This window comes from Roseobacter ponti (assembly GCF_012932215.1).
Taxonomy (GTDB): Bacteria; Pseudomonadota; Alphaproteobacteria; order Rhodobacterales; family Rhodobacteraceae; genus Roseobacter; species Roseobacter ponti.
This window is the reverse complement of record NZ_CP048788.1, coordinates 2535647-2552120: the sequence shown is the minus strand read 5'-3', so window position 1 is coordinate 2552120 and position 16474 is coordinate 2535647. Positions and strand designations below refer to the sequence as shown.

Annotated in this window: 14 protein-coding genes; 4 read left to right on the top strand and 10 right to left on the bottom strand. The window is 58.4% G+C overall.

All coding sequences use genetic code 11. From position 1 onward, the window contains the following. Positions 1–65 precede the first annotated feature (65 nt). The 5 genes from G3256_RS12130 to G3256_RS12110 all read right to left on the bottom strand — a co-directional run bounded on the left by G3256_RS12130 (position 66) and on the right by G3256_RS12110 (position 7465). Positions 66–620, bottom strand: a complete 555-nt coding sequence (locus G3256_RS12130) for a DUF4760 domain-containing protein (protein ID WP_169641067.1) — start codon at positions 618–620, stop codon at positions 66–68. Beyond that, positions 613–1011 carry a hypothetical protein gene (locus G3256_RS12125; RefSeq protein ID WP_169641066.1) on the bottom strand — a complete coding sequence of 133 codons (399 nt, stop codon included), beginning with the start codon at positions 1009–1011 and terminating at the stop codon, positions 613–615. Before G3256_RS12125 ends, G3256_RS12130 begins: the two co-directional genes overlap by 8 nt. Further along, positions 998–4846: a caspase family protein gene (locus G3256_RS12120; RefSeq protein ID WP_169641065.1), complete on the bottom strand. Its 3849-nt coding sequence runs from the start codon at positions 4844–4846 to the stop codon at positions 998–1000. The genes G3256_RS12125 and G3256_RS12120 overlap by 14 nt, the downstream gene beginning before the upstream one ends. Positions 4847–5320: 474 nt before the next feature. Then, entirely contained in the window at positions 5321–5569 is a 249-nt protein-coding gene (locus G3256_RS12115; protein ID WP_169641064.1) for a hypothetical protein, read from the bottom strand. Between the two features lie 45 nt (positions 5570–5614). Then, positions 5615–7465 carry a Na/Pi cotransporter family protein gene (locus tag G3256_RS12110; RefSeq protein WP_169641063.1) on the bottom strand — a complete coding sequence of 617 codons (1851 nt, stop codon included), beginning with the start codon at positions 7463–7465 and terminating at the stop codon, positions 5615–5617. A gap of 222 nt (positions 7466–7687) precedes the next feature. On the opposite strand from G3256_RS12110, the gene G3256_RS12105 reads away from it, so the two are divergent. Then, complete coding sequence (locus G3256_RS12105) at positions 7688–9253, top strand: inorganic phosphate transporter (protein ID WP_425501484.1); 1566 nt, start codon at positions 7688–7690, stop codon at positions 9251–9253. A gap of 1023 nt (positions 9254–10276) precedes the next feature. On the opposite strand, the gene G3256_RS12100 is transcribed toward G3256_RS12105, so the two are convergent. Further along, on the bottom strand, positions 10277–10480 hold the full coding sequence (locus tag G3256_RS12100) for a helix-turn-helix domain-containing protein (RefSeq protein ID WP_206040733.1): 204 nt from the start codon (positions 10478–10480) through the stop codon (positions 10277–10279). A 100-nt stretch (positions 10481–10580) separates the two neighbouring features. After that, positions 10581–10994, bottom strand: a complete 414-nt coding sequence (locus G3256_RS12095; RefSeq protein WP_246227587.1) for a c-type cytochrome — start codon at positions 10992–10994, stop codon at positions 10581–10583. 246 nt (positions 10995–11240) lie between these two features. Here G3256_RS12095 and G3256_RS12090 point away from each other — a divergent pair, with 246 nt between their 5' ends. Continuing rightward, the gene (locus tag G3256_RS12090) at positions 11241–12230 is read left to right on the top strand and encodes an aldo/keto reductase (protein ID WP_169641060.1); all 990 of its coding nucleotides are present in this window, start codon (positions 11241–11243) and stop codon (positions 12228–12230) included. Between the two features lie 524 nt (positions 12231–12754). On the opposite strand, the gene G3256_RS12085 is transcribed toward G3256_RS12090, so the two are convergent. After that, entirely contained in the window at positions 12755–13804 is a 1050-nt protein-coding gene (locus G3256_RS12085) for a calcium-binding protein (RefSeq protein ID WP_169641059.1), read from the bottom strand. A 931-nt stretch (positions 13805–14735) separates the two neighbouring features. Here G3256_RS12085 and G3256_RS12080 point away from each other — a divergent pair. Next, the gene (locus G3256_RS12080) at positions 14736–14873 is read left to right on the top strand and encodes a hypothetical protein (RefSeq protein WP_169641058.1); all 138 of its coding nucleotides are present in this window, start codon (positions 14736–14738) and stop codon (positions 14871–14873) included. Positions 14874–14910: 37 nt separating this feature from the next. Continuing rightward, entirely contained in the window at positions 14911–15054 is a 144-nt protein-coding gene (locus G3256_RS12075; RefSeq protein ID WP_169641057.1) for a hypothetical protein, read from the top strand. Between the two features lie 4 nt (positions 15055–15058). Here the strand turns inward: G3256_RS12075 and G3256_RS12070 are convergent, their stop codons facing one another. Continuing rightward, positions 15059–15301 (bottom strand): hypothetical protein, encoded by a 243-nt coding sequence (locus tag G3256_RS12070; protein WP_169641056.1) that lies wholly within the window; start codon positions 15299–15301, stop codon positions 15059–15061. A gap of 374 nt (positions 15302–15675) precedes the next feature. Next, on the bottom strand, positions 15676–16212 hold the full coding sequence (locus G3256_RS12065) for a histidine phosphatase family protein (RefSeq protein ID WP_169641055.1): 537 nt from the start codon (positions 16210–16212) through the stop codon (positions 15676–15678). Positions 16213–16474: the final 262 nt, after the last annotated feature.

Here is a 16474-nt window from a genome sequence, read left to right as displayed (position 1 = left end):
CGCTGGCAGGAGCAGAACGCTGGATGTACAGCATCCGGCCAGCTTTCGATGGTGCTCAGGGCTTATTACTCTTCAATCCGCGCAAATGTGCGTTCCAGATTGACGAGCGCATCGTCAAATCCCGCGATCACCTGTTCTCTTGCGGAAATCTGCGTGCTGAACACTAAAACGAAGCTGTGAAATGTGTCTCCGAAGAAAACTTTGGAAATTCTGTCGTCACAAAGGCCCGCATCAATGCACAGGCTTAGTCTGGAGAAAAAATAGACGACGTCCTCAAAGTTCTGTTTCTGATCACCGGTTGCCAGAACGGACCGGGATATGTTGGCGTAAAGGTTGCGCTGCGCACGCCTGCTCTGATCCGCAGCGAGAACATCCGCCTCGGAAAGCTCAGTGGCGATTTTAGTCTCCAGATCGCGGGAAAGGGCCCGGTACGCATCACGTGCTCCCTGCTGTTCCCATACCGTGATCATGTCCATTGTCTCACGGGCCCGGGTCAGGTCGCCGCGCTGCCGGTATTCCCACACCCCCAGAACGACCCCGGCCGCCGTTGCGATGCCTGCGCCGGTCCCCAGAAACCGGCGCAACCACAAGGATATGCCGGATTCCCTGTCTTCAGCCATCCCGGCATTCCTCGTAGAGGTCGAATGTCCGCGTGGGATCAAGCTCATCCGCATGCCGGGACAGCAGTTCTTTGAGGCAGATAATGTATGTTTCATCCAGCAGGTAAACCGACTTGGATATTTTCTGCGGCCCCGGCACGGACGGCATAACAAGCAGCCCGCCTCTGTCTTTTTCGCCGGTCCCGTCATCGCAGCTGGCAAGGTCCACTCTGGCGCGCCCGTTGGGTGAGGTTGCAGCCTCAGCCAGAATTTCCTCGAAAGCTGAATTAAAACACCGGGCGTAATCCGAGTTCAGTTCAATCACTTCGTCACAGACGCGGCACTGGGCGAGGGCGGTCGAAGGCCAGGGTACAAGGGCCGCTATGAGTATGAAATGTTTAAAAGAGCCCATGTTCTCCGACCAGTTTGTTTCGTGATAGCCATGGGGTCTGATGCCGGCCCCGTTGTGCAACAACCAGATGCTTCACGCCGCGATAAAGCTCGGTGACTTCGAGCACGCCGTTTGCATTCTGGTCGAACAAGGCCCGTTTGTCGCCAAGAACCTTGCTGATTGCACCTGTAAAGTAACCACCGCCGGCATCCGGGCTCTCGCCGGAAAACTGCCGGCCCTTGGCTGCCGCGAGAATGGTAACGGTTCCCGACAGAGAGCCTGTAAGATCTTCGACAGCGGAATCGTTGGTTGCAAAAGCACCGGATGCGGCTGCACCTGAATGACAGGCATCCAGCAGCACCGTTATCCGGACGCCTGTATCAGCAACCTGCTCTGCGATCTCAGACCATCGCAACGCGGTTCCCGGCAGATCATCCAGGTCAGTTCCGGACAGACCGAGATAAAATACTCCGTCATCATCTGTGAGCCCGTGGCCTGCAAAAAACATCACAACGTGGTCTCCCGGCTTTGCCGAACCCGTTATACGGTTGATCTGTGCGAGTATCTCTTCGCGCCCCGCGCGCCGGTCGGTCAGGATCGCATTTTCAACAAGACTGATGGTCCTGCCGCTGAGCGCCGAAAAAGTGTCTGACAGGCGCAGTGCATCCACCTTGGCATAATTCAGATCCTCAAGCCGGTCATCTTTGTAGTAATCGATACCGACCCCCAGAAAAAAGGTATCCGCGAGCCCCCCCGGATCAGCCCCCAGATCAGTATTTACCGGCAGGCTGACCAGCCCGTTGTGATCTTCAGCAACAAGGGAAGCCCAGCGTGCGCCTTTTTTGCGCACAGATGACATCACAATCTGCCCCTCGTCATCGGGAACAAAACTGTCCGTCAGCACACCATCCTGAAAGAGCCGGACGGCAACTGCAGAACCTTTTGTGATGACATTGGCAATCCCGTGGATTTTTCCGTCATCTGCGTTCAGGATACCGGTGATCTCCGGTGGTATCCCGGGGAAAGCCGCAGCCTGCGGAATGGTCTCACCTGCCAGCACGCGCTGTAAGAGCCCGGGCACCCGCAGGGCGTCATCAAACTGCTGCAAACTGAACTGGCCGGCTCGGCCCGGAAAGCGAAGCTCGACAAAGGCCGCCCCTTCTTCGGTTGCATCAAACTGAAAGTCGTCCGTCCAGAAGACCAGTTCGTCATCCAGATACCGACCCCTTAGTATCAGATCGCCGTCCGCCAGCCGGTAAACCGCGAGGCTGCCTTCCGAATTAAGCTGAATAAGATGCTGCAGACTTGCATCAACGAAGACGTCTGACATCAGATCCCCGCGATCAGAATAGTCCAGCTGCATCAGAAATTCCCGGCCCGTCAGGTCGTAAACCATAAGAGCCCCTTCTCCGGGGGCAAAGAAGACCAGAAGCTTTTCTCCAAAGATTTTTGAGGTGTATCCTGCATCAAGGATTGAAGGTTTTCTTGAACCTCCGAAGCTGCCGCCTTCTTCAACGGCATAGCTGCCAAGCGCAGTCCCCGGTGCCTGATTGTCAAAAACAGATACGATTGTCCGGTGGTTGACAGAGGATGCCGTGGCACCACCATCGCACCGTGCCCGAAGAACCCAGATCACCCGGTCGAGGATATCAAAGCGCTGCGCAAGTTCCAGTTCATAGGCCGCCAGAAGCGGGGTTGTAACATCGCCGGGCGAAGGGAGGTGTTCGCAGTAAGATGCCACACCTTTGTCAAAATTGTGTTTCGCCCAGTTCGCCTTCAGACCAATCCTTGCGAGATCCTGTTCCACCTTGCTGATCGTCGCTGCGAATTCCGGGTCAGGCTCTGTATCCGGTCGCAAAGGCGTCTGAACCGGCTTATCCAGCCAGGTGACAGGCTGTTGAGCATCAGCAAGGTCAAGACCGGTGCGCCTCAGAGCAGACTGAAACCCGACAGCCTGGCGCACCGTCGAAGCCGGAGACATTCCCCGAAGCACGGCGGGGATGGTCGAGGCACTCACCGTCTGAAACGGGGCAAACCCGGATTTCGCAATCGGGACTGTCTGAACTCCGGTCCGTGCCATGTCAAAGATCGCGCGCTCTTCCGCATCTTCGACGTCGTTCGAATATGTCACGCCGTGCCCGTGCACAAACAGAGGGCCAAGAGGCATGTCCCATTTTTCAGAGATATCCAGAGGTGCGACCATACCAACAGTGCGCAGAACATCCCGCCCGAAGGATTTTGATATCAGATGTTTGCGCTCCGGAACGTAGCTGACCACGTCCCCTGCGCCCATCCGTGTGCCGTCAAGCAGGGACCAGGCAGCCGTACTTTCACTCCAGATCGGGTCCGCGATGCGGACCAGGCTGTTTTCCACGCTGACTGACACATGTGACATCCCGCGATTGGCGCAACACGCCGGGCCGGTCCGGTACTGATTTACAAAAACCGAAGGCCGCATCGTCTGGCCAAGTCCGATCTCCCCCATGCTGCTGGCCTGGCTGATAAAGAAGCTGTCTGCGTTCCAGAAGGCCAGACTCTCGCCGTCGACCTGCGCGAGCGTCTCGCCATCGACCAGATCGATGATCTCGTATTTTGCATTGTCATGAATGACGACGAACCGCTTTGTGGGCGACAGAGCCAGGTTTTTACCCTCGCGCGACAGGACTTCACTGCCGTCCGACAGGTTCCGGATCTGAAACCGGGTATCACTGAGGTCGATGCGCCGGTTGAATTCGGGAACATCTGTTCTGCGGTCAAAAGGATTGACGTCGGTGAAATCACGCAGCACAACTTCCGGCGCTGCTGGAGCCACGGTCAGCTGGAATTCTGACTGTCCGAGCGGCAGTTCATGCTGACACCGGCGCAGATATGCGAGTGCTGTGATGCGTATGGTGTAAGATCCGGCCTCAAGCGGGATCAGATCCAGTTTTCCGTTCTGAACATGCTCACCCTCAAACAGCGGCACGAATGCGCGCTGAAATTCTTCATCCTGCTGCAGGCCAAAAGGACCCATGGCACCGGCGTTCAGACCGAAAAAACCTGTACCCGCAAACCGTGCCGGCCTGTCGACTGCCACAACGAGCCAGAGGGGCACGCGTTCTGACATAAGACCGACAGCCCAGCTCAGAGCAACTTTTCCACCTGCCTGCGCCTGCCTTTCCGGCACATCGAGCCTGAGCCCGGAGATTACGTGTTGCGCGGCATCTGCTTCTGCACGGCAATCCCCGCCGAGACCTGTGGAGGCGGTGCGCAGCCGGTTTTTGTAAGCCCCCGCCGGCTCTCCCGCGACCGCGCGTAACTGCTCAATCCGGACCACGGGCGGACCCGGAATCAGGGGCGCGGGAGGGATGGCCGGACGGTGCTGCACATAAGTCGTTGTAACATTCGTATTCTCTGTCAGCGAACCAAAGGTGGATTTCAACGAGCAGATACGCGTGCTTTCATTATACGCCGCCAGTGCGCAGTCGCGATCTGCAATACAGGCCGCGATGCAGTCTGTTTCCACGATGCCCCGCAGACCTGCGTCGGTGCGACCCGTTCTCAGGTCGTGGCCGATACTGTCTGTCCTGTTCATATAAACCAGACGGGTGGTGTCTTTGTCGGGTGCGGATTTCTCTTCCACTGTGCGCACCAGATCAGAAAAACTCTCCAGCCGCGCGTACCGGTGCGTCGGACAGCGGTCGAGCGCGCGCGAGATATGGTCGCGGGCATCAGTCAGCGGGAATACGAACCGCTGGTCGGACTGAAGAACCATGCTTCTGCCGCTGGACATATCCAGCAGTATGTCGCTGCCGTTTCCAGCCACATCGAGATTGGCAACCAGCCCCTGAACTCCGTCAGTGGCGCGAAAGTTCATGATACGCACCGGGCCGGTATCAATCTGAACGGCGGCCTGTGCGGGTACGTTCCGCGGCACAGACGACCGGAAAATCTGAAATTCGAGACCGCGCTGCGGATGGCACTGAAATGATAAGCACACAGTTTCCGCCCCGTTTGCCGTGCACACACCTCCACCCGTTCCGAATTCCGGCAGCAGCGGCTGCCAGGTTTGCGCAGAAGTGATTTCCGGAAGGGCAAGACCCGTGGCGAAGCACAGTCCGATCGCTAAATTTCGGAGTTTACGAATCAAAAACAATGGCCCCTCAGCTGCTTTCAAGGCAATCAGATCATGGCCGGTTCTGTCTATACTTAAGTCGCGGGTGCTGCTGGCGGGGCAGGAACCGACAAACTGGTCCGTGACCGCGAAAGTTCTTCTGTTGCATGCGCAACCCGGTGACTCCGAAACGCCCCGGTTATTCTTCGCGGCGGACGCCCGCGCGACCCCGTTTGGTCAGGCCAGTTCCTTAAGCAGCCATTCTGCCCGTTCGATATGCGCACGCGCGATCTGAAGCTTGCTTTCAAGCCGCGCTTTCCTGTCCGCTGAGGTCGCATCCGAGATTTCAGCCTCAAGCGCGATCGATTTCGAGCGAAGTTTTTCGAGCACCTTCTGCACATGGTGTGACGTTATTTTGTGCGCCTTTCCGCTCTCGAGACGTGCATTATAATCGTCGACTTTCGCAGCAAGCTTTTTGAGACCCATACTATATGCTCCGGTCCTGACCTTCGGGTGGATGGTGGACATGTTTCATGACGGTTTCGTGACCGTTGACTCCGGCGGGGGAGAACTCCCGCTGCCCTGACGGCCGGACAATGCCTCATCGAGCTCTTCTTCGTCGAGCGCAAGAATACGTTCCACTTCAGCCATCGCAGTGTCACTTTCGACGTAATAGCTGCGGGCCGCTTCGATCAGATCGCGCATGGCGTCGTAGGCGTATCCGGCATCGTTCATGAAAGATGTGGCGGCAGTGGGATCCAGCTGGCCGGTGCGGATGAGGGTTTCAACCCGCCGTGATGCCGAGCGCGCGTCTTCTTCGATCCGGGCACGCTCCTGGTCGAGCCAGAGCGCGGTGCGGCCCTGCGGTTCGGCAAGGCCGAGCTTCCTGATTTCTACCGCGATACGGGCAATCTCTGTGCGCAGTTCGTCATAAAGCTCCGTCGTCGCGCCATGCGACCGGACGGTGTAGCGCAGGATATTCTTGCGCAGATGTTTGATGGATTTTACCGCCTGCACGATATTGCTCGCCACGTCGCGCAGGGAATATATGCGTTCGGCAATCTCCGGCGCGATCCGCTTGTCACCGGCGCGCGTGCTGAACTCCACGATGCCGGAATACAGCGTCTTTACACGGCGCTCATAGCCCTCGTTGATGTCAATTTCGAGGGGCTTACGGCTCTTCCGGACGAGCCCTGCGACGTCATCGGTTGCATAAACCTGCTCACGATGCAGGTTCAGCCCGTGCAGAATAAGCTCCGCCGCGTTTTCATATAGGTGCAACACTTCTTTGCGCAGCGCGATCTCGAGGGCCTGCGGGAATTCGTCGACTGCCTCATTGAGATAACGCGGGCGGCTCACATCCGGGGCCGGCTCGGGTATGCGGTGTTCCAGAAAATGAATGAGCCGGCTCAGAAACGGCAGCATAAGTGCAACGCCGAGAACATTGAATATCGTATGAAACACCGCGAGTTTCATCGTGTAATCAGTTGCGGCGATGCCCGCCAGATCGCTGATCCGGTCCACAGTTCCGCGCAGAGGTGTGATGAAAGCCAGCGCGACAATCGCAGTTGCCATATTGAATATGAGATGTGCCAGCGCGAGGCGCCTGCCCTGAAAGTTTGCCCCGAGCGAGCCTATGATTGCAGTAACTGTTGTTCCGATATTGGCGCCGATCGCCAGTGCCAACGCATTCTCGTAGCTGATCTGTCCGGCCGCGAGAGCCGTGAGGATCAGAACCATCGTTGCGTGGCTCGACTGCATAATCACGGTGGCGGCGGTGCCGATGAGGGAATAGACGAACAGTCCCGCCAGACCGGACAGGGCAAAGCGCGTAAGATCGATCTGATCCTTAAAGGCGTCAAACCCTTCCTTCATGTAATGGATGCCGAGGAACAGAAACCCCAGTCCACCGAGCGCATAACCGATGCCCCGGAAGACCCTCGGTTTCTGGAAGACGAGCACAATACTGAGTGCGATCATCGGCATCGCATATGCCGCGATGTTGACTTTCAGGCCCAGCCCCGCAACCAGCCAGGCACCCGTTGTCGTCCCGATGTTCGCGCCGAATATGACCCCCACACCGCCGGTCAGCGAGATCAGCCCGGCGCTCAGAAATGATATGGTCACGATCGAGACAAGGGAACTGGACTGCAACAGTGTGGTCGAAAAAATCCCGAACCCGATCGCACGGGGTGTCGAGGCCGTTGAGCGCTCCAGAATCTTTTCAAGGGTGCCCCCACCGAGCAGCTTGAAGCCGTCCTCCAGCATCAGCATACCGAAAAGAAATATCGCGACCCCGGCGGCAATTTCCTGTGCATCAGGGCTGAACCAGAATGTCAGCAGCAGCGCGCCGATTGTGACCGGAAGATAACAACGCCTCATGCTGGCAGGCCGGCAGAGAAATCATGCGCGTGCAGGTGCCGCCTCCGCGCGGGCAGCGCGACATGAACCGTCCTTTTCTTCATCAATCGTCCCCCCCTGCAGTGCGTTGCATTCAGGAAACATATCTACAGTCAGAAGGGCCTCATTGATCTGGGTCATATGAGCTCTTTTGTGACTTGCGATGATGGCCTTACCGCTAGCAGAAAATTTGGGGGCCCTGCCGTGTTGCGAACCGAAAATATTGAGCATGCCGTTCAGCGAAACCGTGACGAGTTGTTCCGCTTCGGAACGGCGCTGATCTTCATCGTGGGGATCATGCTTTTTACCATTGTCCGGACCGATGGGGGCATAGACGGCATCCTGATGGTCGCCGCGGCTATGATCGGCGGCTATATGGCCATGAACATCGGCGCGAACGATGTCGCCAACAATGTCGGACCTGCCGTCGGATCGCAGGCCATAACACTGACCGGCGCCATATTCATCGCGGCATTTTTTGAGGCCGGTGGTGCACTTGTGGCCGGCGGGGATGTCGTCGGGACGATCAAAAGTGGGATTATCGATCCTGATCTGGTCGCGGACCGGGACACTTTCATCTGGCTGATGATAGCTGCGCTGCTGGCGGCTGCGGTCTGGCTGAATTTTGCCACCGTCATTGGCGCACCGGTGTCGACAACCCATTCGATTGTCGGCGGTGTTCTGGGCGCGGGGATCGCGGCCTCAGGCTGGGGTATCGCCGACTGGTCCGTGGTGGGCAAGATCGCGGCAAGCTGGGTGATTTCGCCGCTGATGGGCGGGCTGATCGCAGCAGGGTTCCTCTATCTGATCAAGCATTCTATCACCTACAAGCGCGACGTCCTCGCGGCCGCCAACCGGATGGTGCCCGTACTGGTGGCATTTATGGCCTGGGCATTCGCCACATACCTGATGCTGAAGGGTGTGAAAAAGCTGGTGCAGGTCCCGTTCCCCGTGGCGGTCCTGATCGGATGCGCCGTGGCCGTTGCTGTTTACGTGATCATGCGGCCCTATATCAGGCGGATGACCGGGCGTCTGGAAAACCGCAAAGCGAGTGTGAACGAGCTTTTTACGGTGCCTTTGATCTTTGCCGCGGCTCTTTTGAGCTTTGCGCACGGAGCGAATGACGTCGCCAATGCGGTAGGGCCCCTTGCCGGTATCAACGAAGCCATTTCTCAGGGTGGCATCTCCGCCAGGGCCGGCATCCCCATCTGGGTCATGGCGGTCGGGGCCATCGGTATTTCGCTGGGGCTGGCGCTTTATGGACCAAAACTCATCCGCACGGTTGGCAGCGAGATCACCGAACTCGACAAGATCCGTGCCTTCTGCATCGCCATGGCGGCGGCGATCACGGTGATTATCGCATCACAGCTCGGGTTGCCCGTCAGCTCGACCCATATTGCTGTGGGTGGTGTCTTCGGTGTCGGGTTTCTGCGCGAATATATCAAGTCGAGCTATGCGCGCATGCTTGATGACATACGCAGCCATCATGCCGACAGTGACCCGAAAGCTGTCGAGGACTTCCTCGCGCAGTTCGATGCGGCGGACGTGGGCGCAAAGGGGGAAATGCTGCGCGACATGAAAGCTCAGGCCTCTGCCGACCGCCTGCTTGGCAAACAGGAAAGACGTGGTCTGGGTCGGGTGCACCGTGTCGAACTGGTGAAGCGTAACCTGCTGCTGCGCATTGCTGCGGCCTGGATCATCACCGTGCCGGTCGCGGCGGTGCTTGCCGCGATGTTCTTCTTCATGATCCGCGGGATGCTTCTGCCATAGGGCGGGTGAAGATCGCTTCCGGATAAGGGCCTGCCGTGCCGCACAGGATGGGCAGGGCAGGGGCTGCAGCTGACTTTATTATCGCGACCCCGGACAGCACGGCCTGCCGTTTGATGCCGGCAGCGCAGGACCGGCGCACTGAAGCCCTGCGAGCAGCAGGGACGCAGAATGGCTTGCAGCATCAGCACGCCAGGAGCAGAAGGCCCCGCCGCCGGTGCCCGAACCCTGCTGAGCAAACCGGGTTCCTGAACGGGCGTGATGTCGTAGCTCGCAGAGAAAGCCTGCGGTGCGGCAGGGAGGAAGCGAGCAATGCCGGCGACCGTGACGCCGGTGACAGCGAAACCGGGATTTCAAAACCTGTGAAGGTCATATCAGGTCCTTGCGGAGAGGACGTGAACAGGCGTTCAGGCCGCAACCGGCCAGCAACCTGACAGAGCCGCGCGTCTGGCAAGACCGGCAAGGTCGCGTGGCGGACGTCCCCGAGCGCGCCTCCGGACCGGGCAATATCTGCGCGAAAATCTGCAAAGCTGATCGGGATGTGCCGGATGTCGTGCGAGGAGAGCAGGACGAGATGCCTGACACCGGCGTCTTTTGCGGCCTCACAAAGCAAGTCCGGCCTGTCCACAGCACCCTGGAAAGCCGGATCGGGGAAAAAGGTGATACAGGCTGCCGTCACGCCCTGAAGGGCCGGAGCCCGGGTTTCGGGCACTTCCCGGTCGAGAGGGGTCACCGAACGGCGCGACGCACGGCGCACGCAGGCGCCCCCTGCGTCCGGTTTTGCGCCGACGCGGCTGGCGGTTTTCCGGTCGCGCCGATAACGAGAATGAGGTTGCTGTTCATGCTTTTCTCCCTTTGGTCAGAGTGATGACCCGGGAATAACCACTGGCGCGGCTTGTGGTACTGACCGCTCCCGCCACAGATTTGACCCTCGCCGCCTGATCTCTTCGAGGGGTACAGAAGAAAGGCGACACCCGGTGTGGCAGACCAAAGGTCATGGTGAGGTCCCTGAGTGCCGGTACCCCTTTACGCCTCATGCAGTCTGATCTGCCTGCGGTAATTCGCCGGGGTTTCGCCGACCCGGCGCCTGAACGCCCGGGTAAAGAAGCTTTGCTCGGAGAACCCTGTGAGAAACGCAATCCCGGCCCGCTTCAACCGAGCGCAGGCATCGACATTGCTGCCTGCGGCGGCGGCCATCTTTCGCGCAAAGAGTGATCTGGCATAGCCCATGCGCATACCATTGGCATATGCGCAGACCGGTCAGAGAAAGCGGCGTCCGCGCCTGCCGGACCAAAGCCCGTTCCCCTAAATCGCGACCCGAGAGCCCCGGTCAGGGTACATAGCGCGTCGGTGTTGGATCCTGCAGGGCTTCGAGATATTTCACAATTTCGATCAGCTTTTCGGGCACCAGAACGTTTACGCCATTTCCGGTGTCGAATTCGACCATTTCATTGTCCAGAAAGTTTTCAAAGACCGGCATATCCTCGCGCGAAAGCGTGTTGCGGGAATAGCCGTCTATGATCGACATAACTTCGAGCATGGGCCAGACCCCGTCACGACGCGCGGCAATCCCGGTCAGATCGGCAGGTGCCGTATTCAGCCCCCTGGCGGCGGGACCGTCGCCCTGACCGGTCACCCCGTGGCAGACGATGCAGTTGTCAGAGAATAACTCTTCCCCCATATCCCCTGCCTGCACCGAGGCGGCAAAGACGATGACCGGGATAAAATGCAAAATCTGTTTCACGTCTGACCTGTTTTCACGAAGTTACTCAAGGTTAAAGCGACGGCAATAAAAGACGTTGATCCGGATCAAACGCAACAGCGCTAAGGCGAGTACATCTGCGCCGGGAGCTCTTCGCTCCGGGGGGGCTGCGTTACCGTGCCGTCATTTGCCGGAACCGACGCAGACCGGATCATTGCAAAACCGCAGAGACTGGAAGCACAGTCAGATTTCTGCTTCAAATGATGCTGAAGAGGAGAGGTGCCTGGAATGGAAAAAAGACAGGTCGGAAAGACCGGGCTTGAGATTGATACGCTTGGCCTCGGGGGCGCGCCGCTTGGCGGGAATTTCGCCGATCTGGACTACGCCCAGGCGGCGGATCTGATACGCAGTGCGAAAAACGCCGGCACCGGCTATTTCGATACTGCGCCCTGGTATGGTTTCGGACGCTCTGAGCGGGTCGTGGGGGATATGCTGCGCGGTTCAGACTATGTACTGTCGGACAAGGTGGGGCGGCTTCTGCGCCCCGGCGCAGTCGCGGATCCGATGGCATTTGGCATGGTCGATCCATTGCCGTTCCACGTGGTGTACGATTACGGATATGACGGGATCATGCGGGCCTGGGAAGACAATCTTCAGCGTCTCGGGCTTGACCGGATTGATATTCTGCTCGCCCATGACATCGGCGCTTTTCAGCATGGTGACGAGAATGTCCGCCATTTCCGGGATCTCGAACAGGGCGGCTATCGCGCGATGGAAGAGCTGCGCAGGGCGGGACATGTCAGTGCCATCGGGCTGGGCGTGAATGAAAACCAGGTCTGTATGGATGCGCTGGGAATCGGTGACTGGGACGTATTCCTGCTCGCGGGACGTTACACCCTGCTTGAGCAGACGCCCCTGGATGCGCTGTTCCCGGCCTGCCAGTCCGCGGGAACGTCGATCATCTGCGGAGGCCCGTTTAACTCAGGCATTCTGGTGGGCCGCGAGATGTGGAACTATGCAAAGGCCCCCGAAGAGATTATTCAGAAAGCCCGCGCGCTGAGTGCGGCCGCAGATGCATTCGATATTCCTCTGGCCGCGGCGGCACTGCAGTTCCCGCTTCTCAACGATATCGTCACTTCCGTGATCCCGGGCCCGCGCAACGCGGGTGAACTGGACCAGATCCTCGACTGGTTTCAGACCCCGGTTCCTGCGGCATTCTGGGCAGCCCTGAAATCACAAGGCCTGCTGGATGAAAGAGCGCCCGTGCCTTCTCGCTGAGCATATGTCGTGGTCCTGAAACAGATCGCAGAGCCTCCTGCGACAGCACCGGCGCGCCTGTTTCAGGCTGTTCAGGTGCGAAGCGCAGCGACGGTGGCAGGCAGGGGGTGCCGCCCGGCTCTGCGTCATCCGGAGACCCCTGACAGACGGAGAAGCGGCCGGACCGGGTTAAGTCACGGGATCTCGTATAATATCCCGGAGTGCACCCGTCTGTGAAACAGGGGAAGTGGCAGGGACAGGGTTGTCGTTGAGCGCGCCGGCGGATCAGACGCTTGCACATGGCCGCGCACAACCAAATTCCCGGTGCAACGGATGAAAAGGCCGGTCGCGCAGGGCCGTCGGGCTCAGTCGTATTTGCACAACTTACCGTGCCGGCAGGGAGTGCGGGTGCCTGTGAAAAAAAATCTGCGCGGGCGGGTTATACCGAACCTGAATACGTTAGCGAGGAGCTGCCTTTAACCGGAGCACGTTTACCCGAGGCAAAATCCCCTGCCACCGGCAGAAACCGAAATCACACAGTTCACTCACACGATGAAATCAAAACCGGGATCAACCAGAATGTCTATCGCACCTATCGCGAGCAGGTCATCAGCACTTTCCGTGACACCCGTCAGCGTGATTTCCGACGGCCCCTGAAAATCCGGCGCAGCATAGGTCAGTACAGTGAAACCATCAGCGTCAGAGTAACTCCCGACGGTCATGTCTTCATTTGACAGGAACACGATTTGATCTTCATTGAGGTCAAAGTCGACGATCACATCCTGGCCGTCGCCGGTGCCCGGATCGTCATAAACACTGGTGTCACCCTGTACCGGCGGGTCCGGTTCGAGGATGCCATCTGCCACGCGCAGAAAGACGAATGTGTCGCCGTCCTGTCCGCCTTCGAGGATATCGTTGTCGCGGCCGCCATAAAGGACATCCGCGCCGTCGCCTCCGATGAGAACATCATCCCCGTATGCACCGGCAAAATTGTCCGCCCCGTCGCCCCCGGTCATAGCGTCGTTAAAATTTGAACCGATGACCCGGTCGATATCCGTCAGCGTATCCGTCTCCGATGTGTCAGGGGTAATCCGGTTCACCGATGTGTACGAGGCAGGACCGGTGGACGTCAGCGTAATGCCGTCTACCGTCGTCACCCCCGGATCGGACGACAAAGGTATATCGCCGCCGATGTCGGTAAATTCCGCGGTGTCGTACCCTGATCCGCCGCTTATGCTGTCACTGCCAGGGCCGCCGAGTAAGACATCATCACCGCCGTCGCCATTCAGATCATCGTCATCCGCACCGCCGAAAAGTTCATCGTGATCCGCGCCGCCATTCAGGATGTCTTTGCCCGACATCCCGAAAAGGCGATCATTCCCGCTGCCGCCCTCCAGCAGATCATCACCTTCCTCAGCGAACAGAAAATCGTTTCCGCCGAGTCCGATAAGCGTATCGTCGCCCTGTCGTGCAAGGATGGTATCGTCAAATTCCGTACCTGTGAGCAGATTGTCCTTACGGTTGCCCTTGATGCTTCCGCCCTCTGACCCTCCGCCGCCGGAGTTGCTGCCGCCCTTTTTTCCACCTTTGGCCATGTTGCTTTCCCCTCTCACTGACGCGTCGCGACAGAATAACATGGATTAACTCTTTGATCGCAACAAAACCGGCTGCACGGGTTTACTGTCCGCTCAGGGTACACAATTCATTCGAATCTGGCGCAATGTCTCCGGTTCGGTGACCTGTCGCGATGCCGGTGCTTCGCGGGCTGCTCCGCTCGCACCTGACCGCCGTGATCCCGCCGGGCTATGAGAAGCGGTCCGCAGCCTGCATTGCGACTGATTGCTCAGCTTGAAGTCAGCAAGCACTTAAAGCCCGTTGAGGCGTGGCGGGCCTCAGGCGGGAGGCGATGAAGCGCGGTGCATGTTGCGGGCGGTCACGTCGTAATGCCGGGGCACAATATGGAGGCGTATGAATAACGGGTGAGGCCGCGCTGCGCCGCGCAGAAGGACAGCGACAGCCAGCATGCCCGCCATTCCCACACTGCCTGCCTGGTTCGACACTGATCAACGGGCAGTTGAGCGGCCTGATCAGGCAAAGACCGGTGACCGCAGAGTTTATGATTTTCAGCGATCAACTTCTCGCACCTCCAGGCTCTGCCGGGTTGTGACGCGTTTCCGTCTTGGTAATTGACCCTGCGGTCGAAAACACGGGCGGTGACGGAGCCGTCCCGGGACCGGGCCGTTGCGTTGATGCTCGCTACAGGGGAGGGCCCTCCCTTCCGGGGGCGGCCGTCACGGTCTCTCGTTCACGACTTTGACTCCCTCTTTATGTCAGGCGAAGGCGAGAAATATCAGGTGGTAACAAGTGGCTGTCCCTCTCCCGAGGGCTCACCGGGTTAGCAGGATTGAGGGCACCGCAGCTTTACCAAAGCGGGATGTCGCCAGGCAGGAATCCGCGTATTGGTCCGGCCGGAAGCAGGCCTTAATATCTCTGCCACAGGCAGGAAAAATCAAAAAGGGCGCCGACATGAGCAGCTACCGGAACCGGACATCAGAGTTGTCCACCACAGCAGACAAGGCCTTGCTCCTGGTAGGGGCTGTTCTGGCTGCTGCCGCCTTTCTGACAGGATATGGTGTTTTGCTGCACACCTTTATGAATGGCTGAAGGGCGGGCAGGCGACAAAGCCGATGGGACTCTCACGATGAAACGAGAATCCGAAAACAAGCCTGATGCGTCAGCGATGACCTTTCTTGAAAAGCTGGTACTGGCGCTGGCTCTGGCAATCGCCGGTATTGCTTTGTTCACGGCGGGCGAGGTTGTTCTCGTCGCTTATCTGAACGGTTGATCTGTCACGGCTTTCCATGCCGGATGTCGGGCCCGGATCTGACAAAGTCAAACAGTTCCGGGGTCAGATAGGAAATGACGAGGGTCCCGCTGTTACCGATCGCTTTCGCACCGAGGTGAACCGCCAGCGCGATCGTCAGTATCAGCAAAGCCATGCGTCTTTTTTCCAGCTTCTCAGCATTATGCCTGGTGGGGTTTTGTGACGTTAAACTATGTCCGCTGGCGACTTCGGAGGAAACGTATTTCATGAGAGGTCTCCCGTTTTCCGGCCTCGTTTTTCCAAAATTGCAATCAGGGCAGGCGTTTATCGCCTTCCGCGCAGCCAGGAGGTGTCAGCCTGACCTCTGAGGTTTTCGGTCATCTTTCGCGTACTTCTCTCGCGACTGGCCTGCTTGAGTCTTTCTAAGTATCTGAAGATTATTTGCAGCATTCCCATTCCCCTGTTGGTCCCTGCCTGCAACTTAAATGTCCAAACTATGGCATTAGTGAGGCCTTTTGAGCTAAACCGGTCCTTCTTTCTCCGGGTGCAGTGGCTGAATGCGGGTGACCGCTCAGTGCAACAGACCCGGTCTGGCGGGCCGGCGCGTTTTCAGAAGGTCGGGTCGGACACCCGTGATACGGGTCAGGGTTCAATGAGAATGCTGCCCAGAACCTCCACCGCTCCTTCTGCTGCGCGAATGATCAGCACTTCACCGGCACGCGCACTCCGGCCCGTCAGGGCAGAGATGTTCACCTGGTGGGTGACCAGCATTAACAGACCATCAGTGTCGCCAATCAGATCTCGTGTTTCTGTGGTCTGCCTGTCCCGGTCCTGCCTGTCCCGGAAAAACGAGTTCAGGGATGGCGCCTCAACGACCGGTCCGGCCTCCAGCAGTTCAGCGGTTTCGCGCGTACGGCACCACTGACTGGTGAATACGACGTCAAATTTTATACCCTGGTCCCGGAAAGCGGCGCCAATGCTGCGGGCCTGCGTTCGGCCCCGCCCATCAAGATTGCGCTGCGTTGAGCAGTCCCGCAGGTTAAAATCTGACGGATCGCCGGTTCCCGGAGCCAGGGCATGGCGCATGACTGCGATTGCTCCGTCCTGCTTGAGGGCATCCCAGTCATTTGCGAAAGCTCCGCAGGGAATGAGAAAAATCAGGACGAGGATGAATTTCATCGGGCATTTTCTTTCTGATCAGTGTTCTGGCGACGAGTGGTTCAGCGTCCGGCTCTCAGCCCTGGCGCGCGATCTCAGCCCGATAACACGCGAAGGCTTTTCCGGTGAAAGGGCACTGCCCGTACCCGGCCCGGGCAGGGGCCGCCACGATATGTGATGCTGCTGATACACAAAAAGGAGGCATCCTTCTCATCGGGCTCCGGGGGCCTGTAGGTAATCATTCAGGGTGTTAGAGTGGCCCGGATCGGGGGCATGTCAAGTT

Bases quoted from the DNA above. Each gene is read 5' to 3' on its own strand.
- G3256_RS12070 (WP_169641056.1), bottom strand. From the start codon at position 15,301: ATGAAATACGTTTCCTCCGAAGTCGCCAGCGGACATAGTTTAACGTCA.
- G3256_RS12130 (WP_169641067.1), bottom strand. From the start codon at position 620: ATGGCTGAAGACAGGGAATCCGGCATATCCTTGTGGTTGCGCCGGTTT.
- G3256_RS12125 (WP_169641066.1), bottom strand. From the start codon at position 1,011: ATGGGCTCTTTTAAACATTTCATACTCATAGCGGCCCTTGTACCCTGG.
- G3256_RS12065 (WP_169641055.1), bottom strand. From the start codon at position 16,212: ATGAAATTCATCCTCGTCCTGATTTTTCTCATTCCCTGCGGAGCTTTC.
- G3256_RS12120 (WP_169641065.1), bottom strand. From the start codon at position 4,846: ATGAACTTTCGCGCCACTGACGGAGTTCAGGGGCTGGTTGCCAATCTC.
- G3256_RS12080 (WP_169641058.1), top strand. From the start codon at position 14,736: ATGAGCAGCTACCGGAACCGGACATCAGAGTTGTCCACCACAGCAGAC.
- G3256_RS12115 (WP_169641064.1), bottom strand. From the start codon at position 5,569: ATGGGTCTCAAAAAGCTTGCTGCGAAAGTCGACGATTATAATGCACGT.
- G3256_RS12110 (WP_169641063.1), bottom strand. From the start codon at position 7,465: ATGAGGCGTTGTTATCTTCCGGTCACAATCGGCGCGCTGCTGCTGACA.
- G3256_RS12100 (WP_206040733.1), bottom strand. From the start codon at position 10,480: ATGGGCTATGCCAGATCACTCTTTGCGCGAAAGATGGCCGCCGCCGCA.
- G3256_RS12075 (WP_169641057.1), top strand. From the start codon at position 14,911: ATGAAACGAGAATCCGAAAACAAGCCTGATGCGTCAGCGATGACCTTT.
- G3256_RS12085 (WP_169641059.1), bottom strand. From the start codon at position 13,804: ATGGCCAAAGGTGGAAAAAAGGGCGGCAGCAACTCCGGCGGCGGAGGG.
- G3256_RS12090 (WP_169641060.1), top strand. From the start codon at position 11,241: ATGGAAAAAAGACAGGTCGGAAAGACCGGGCTTGAGATTGATACGCTT.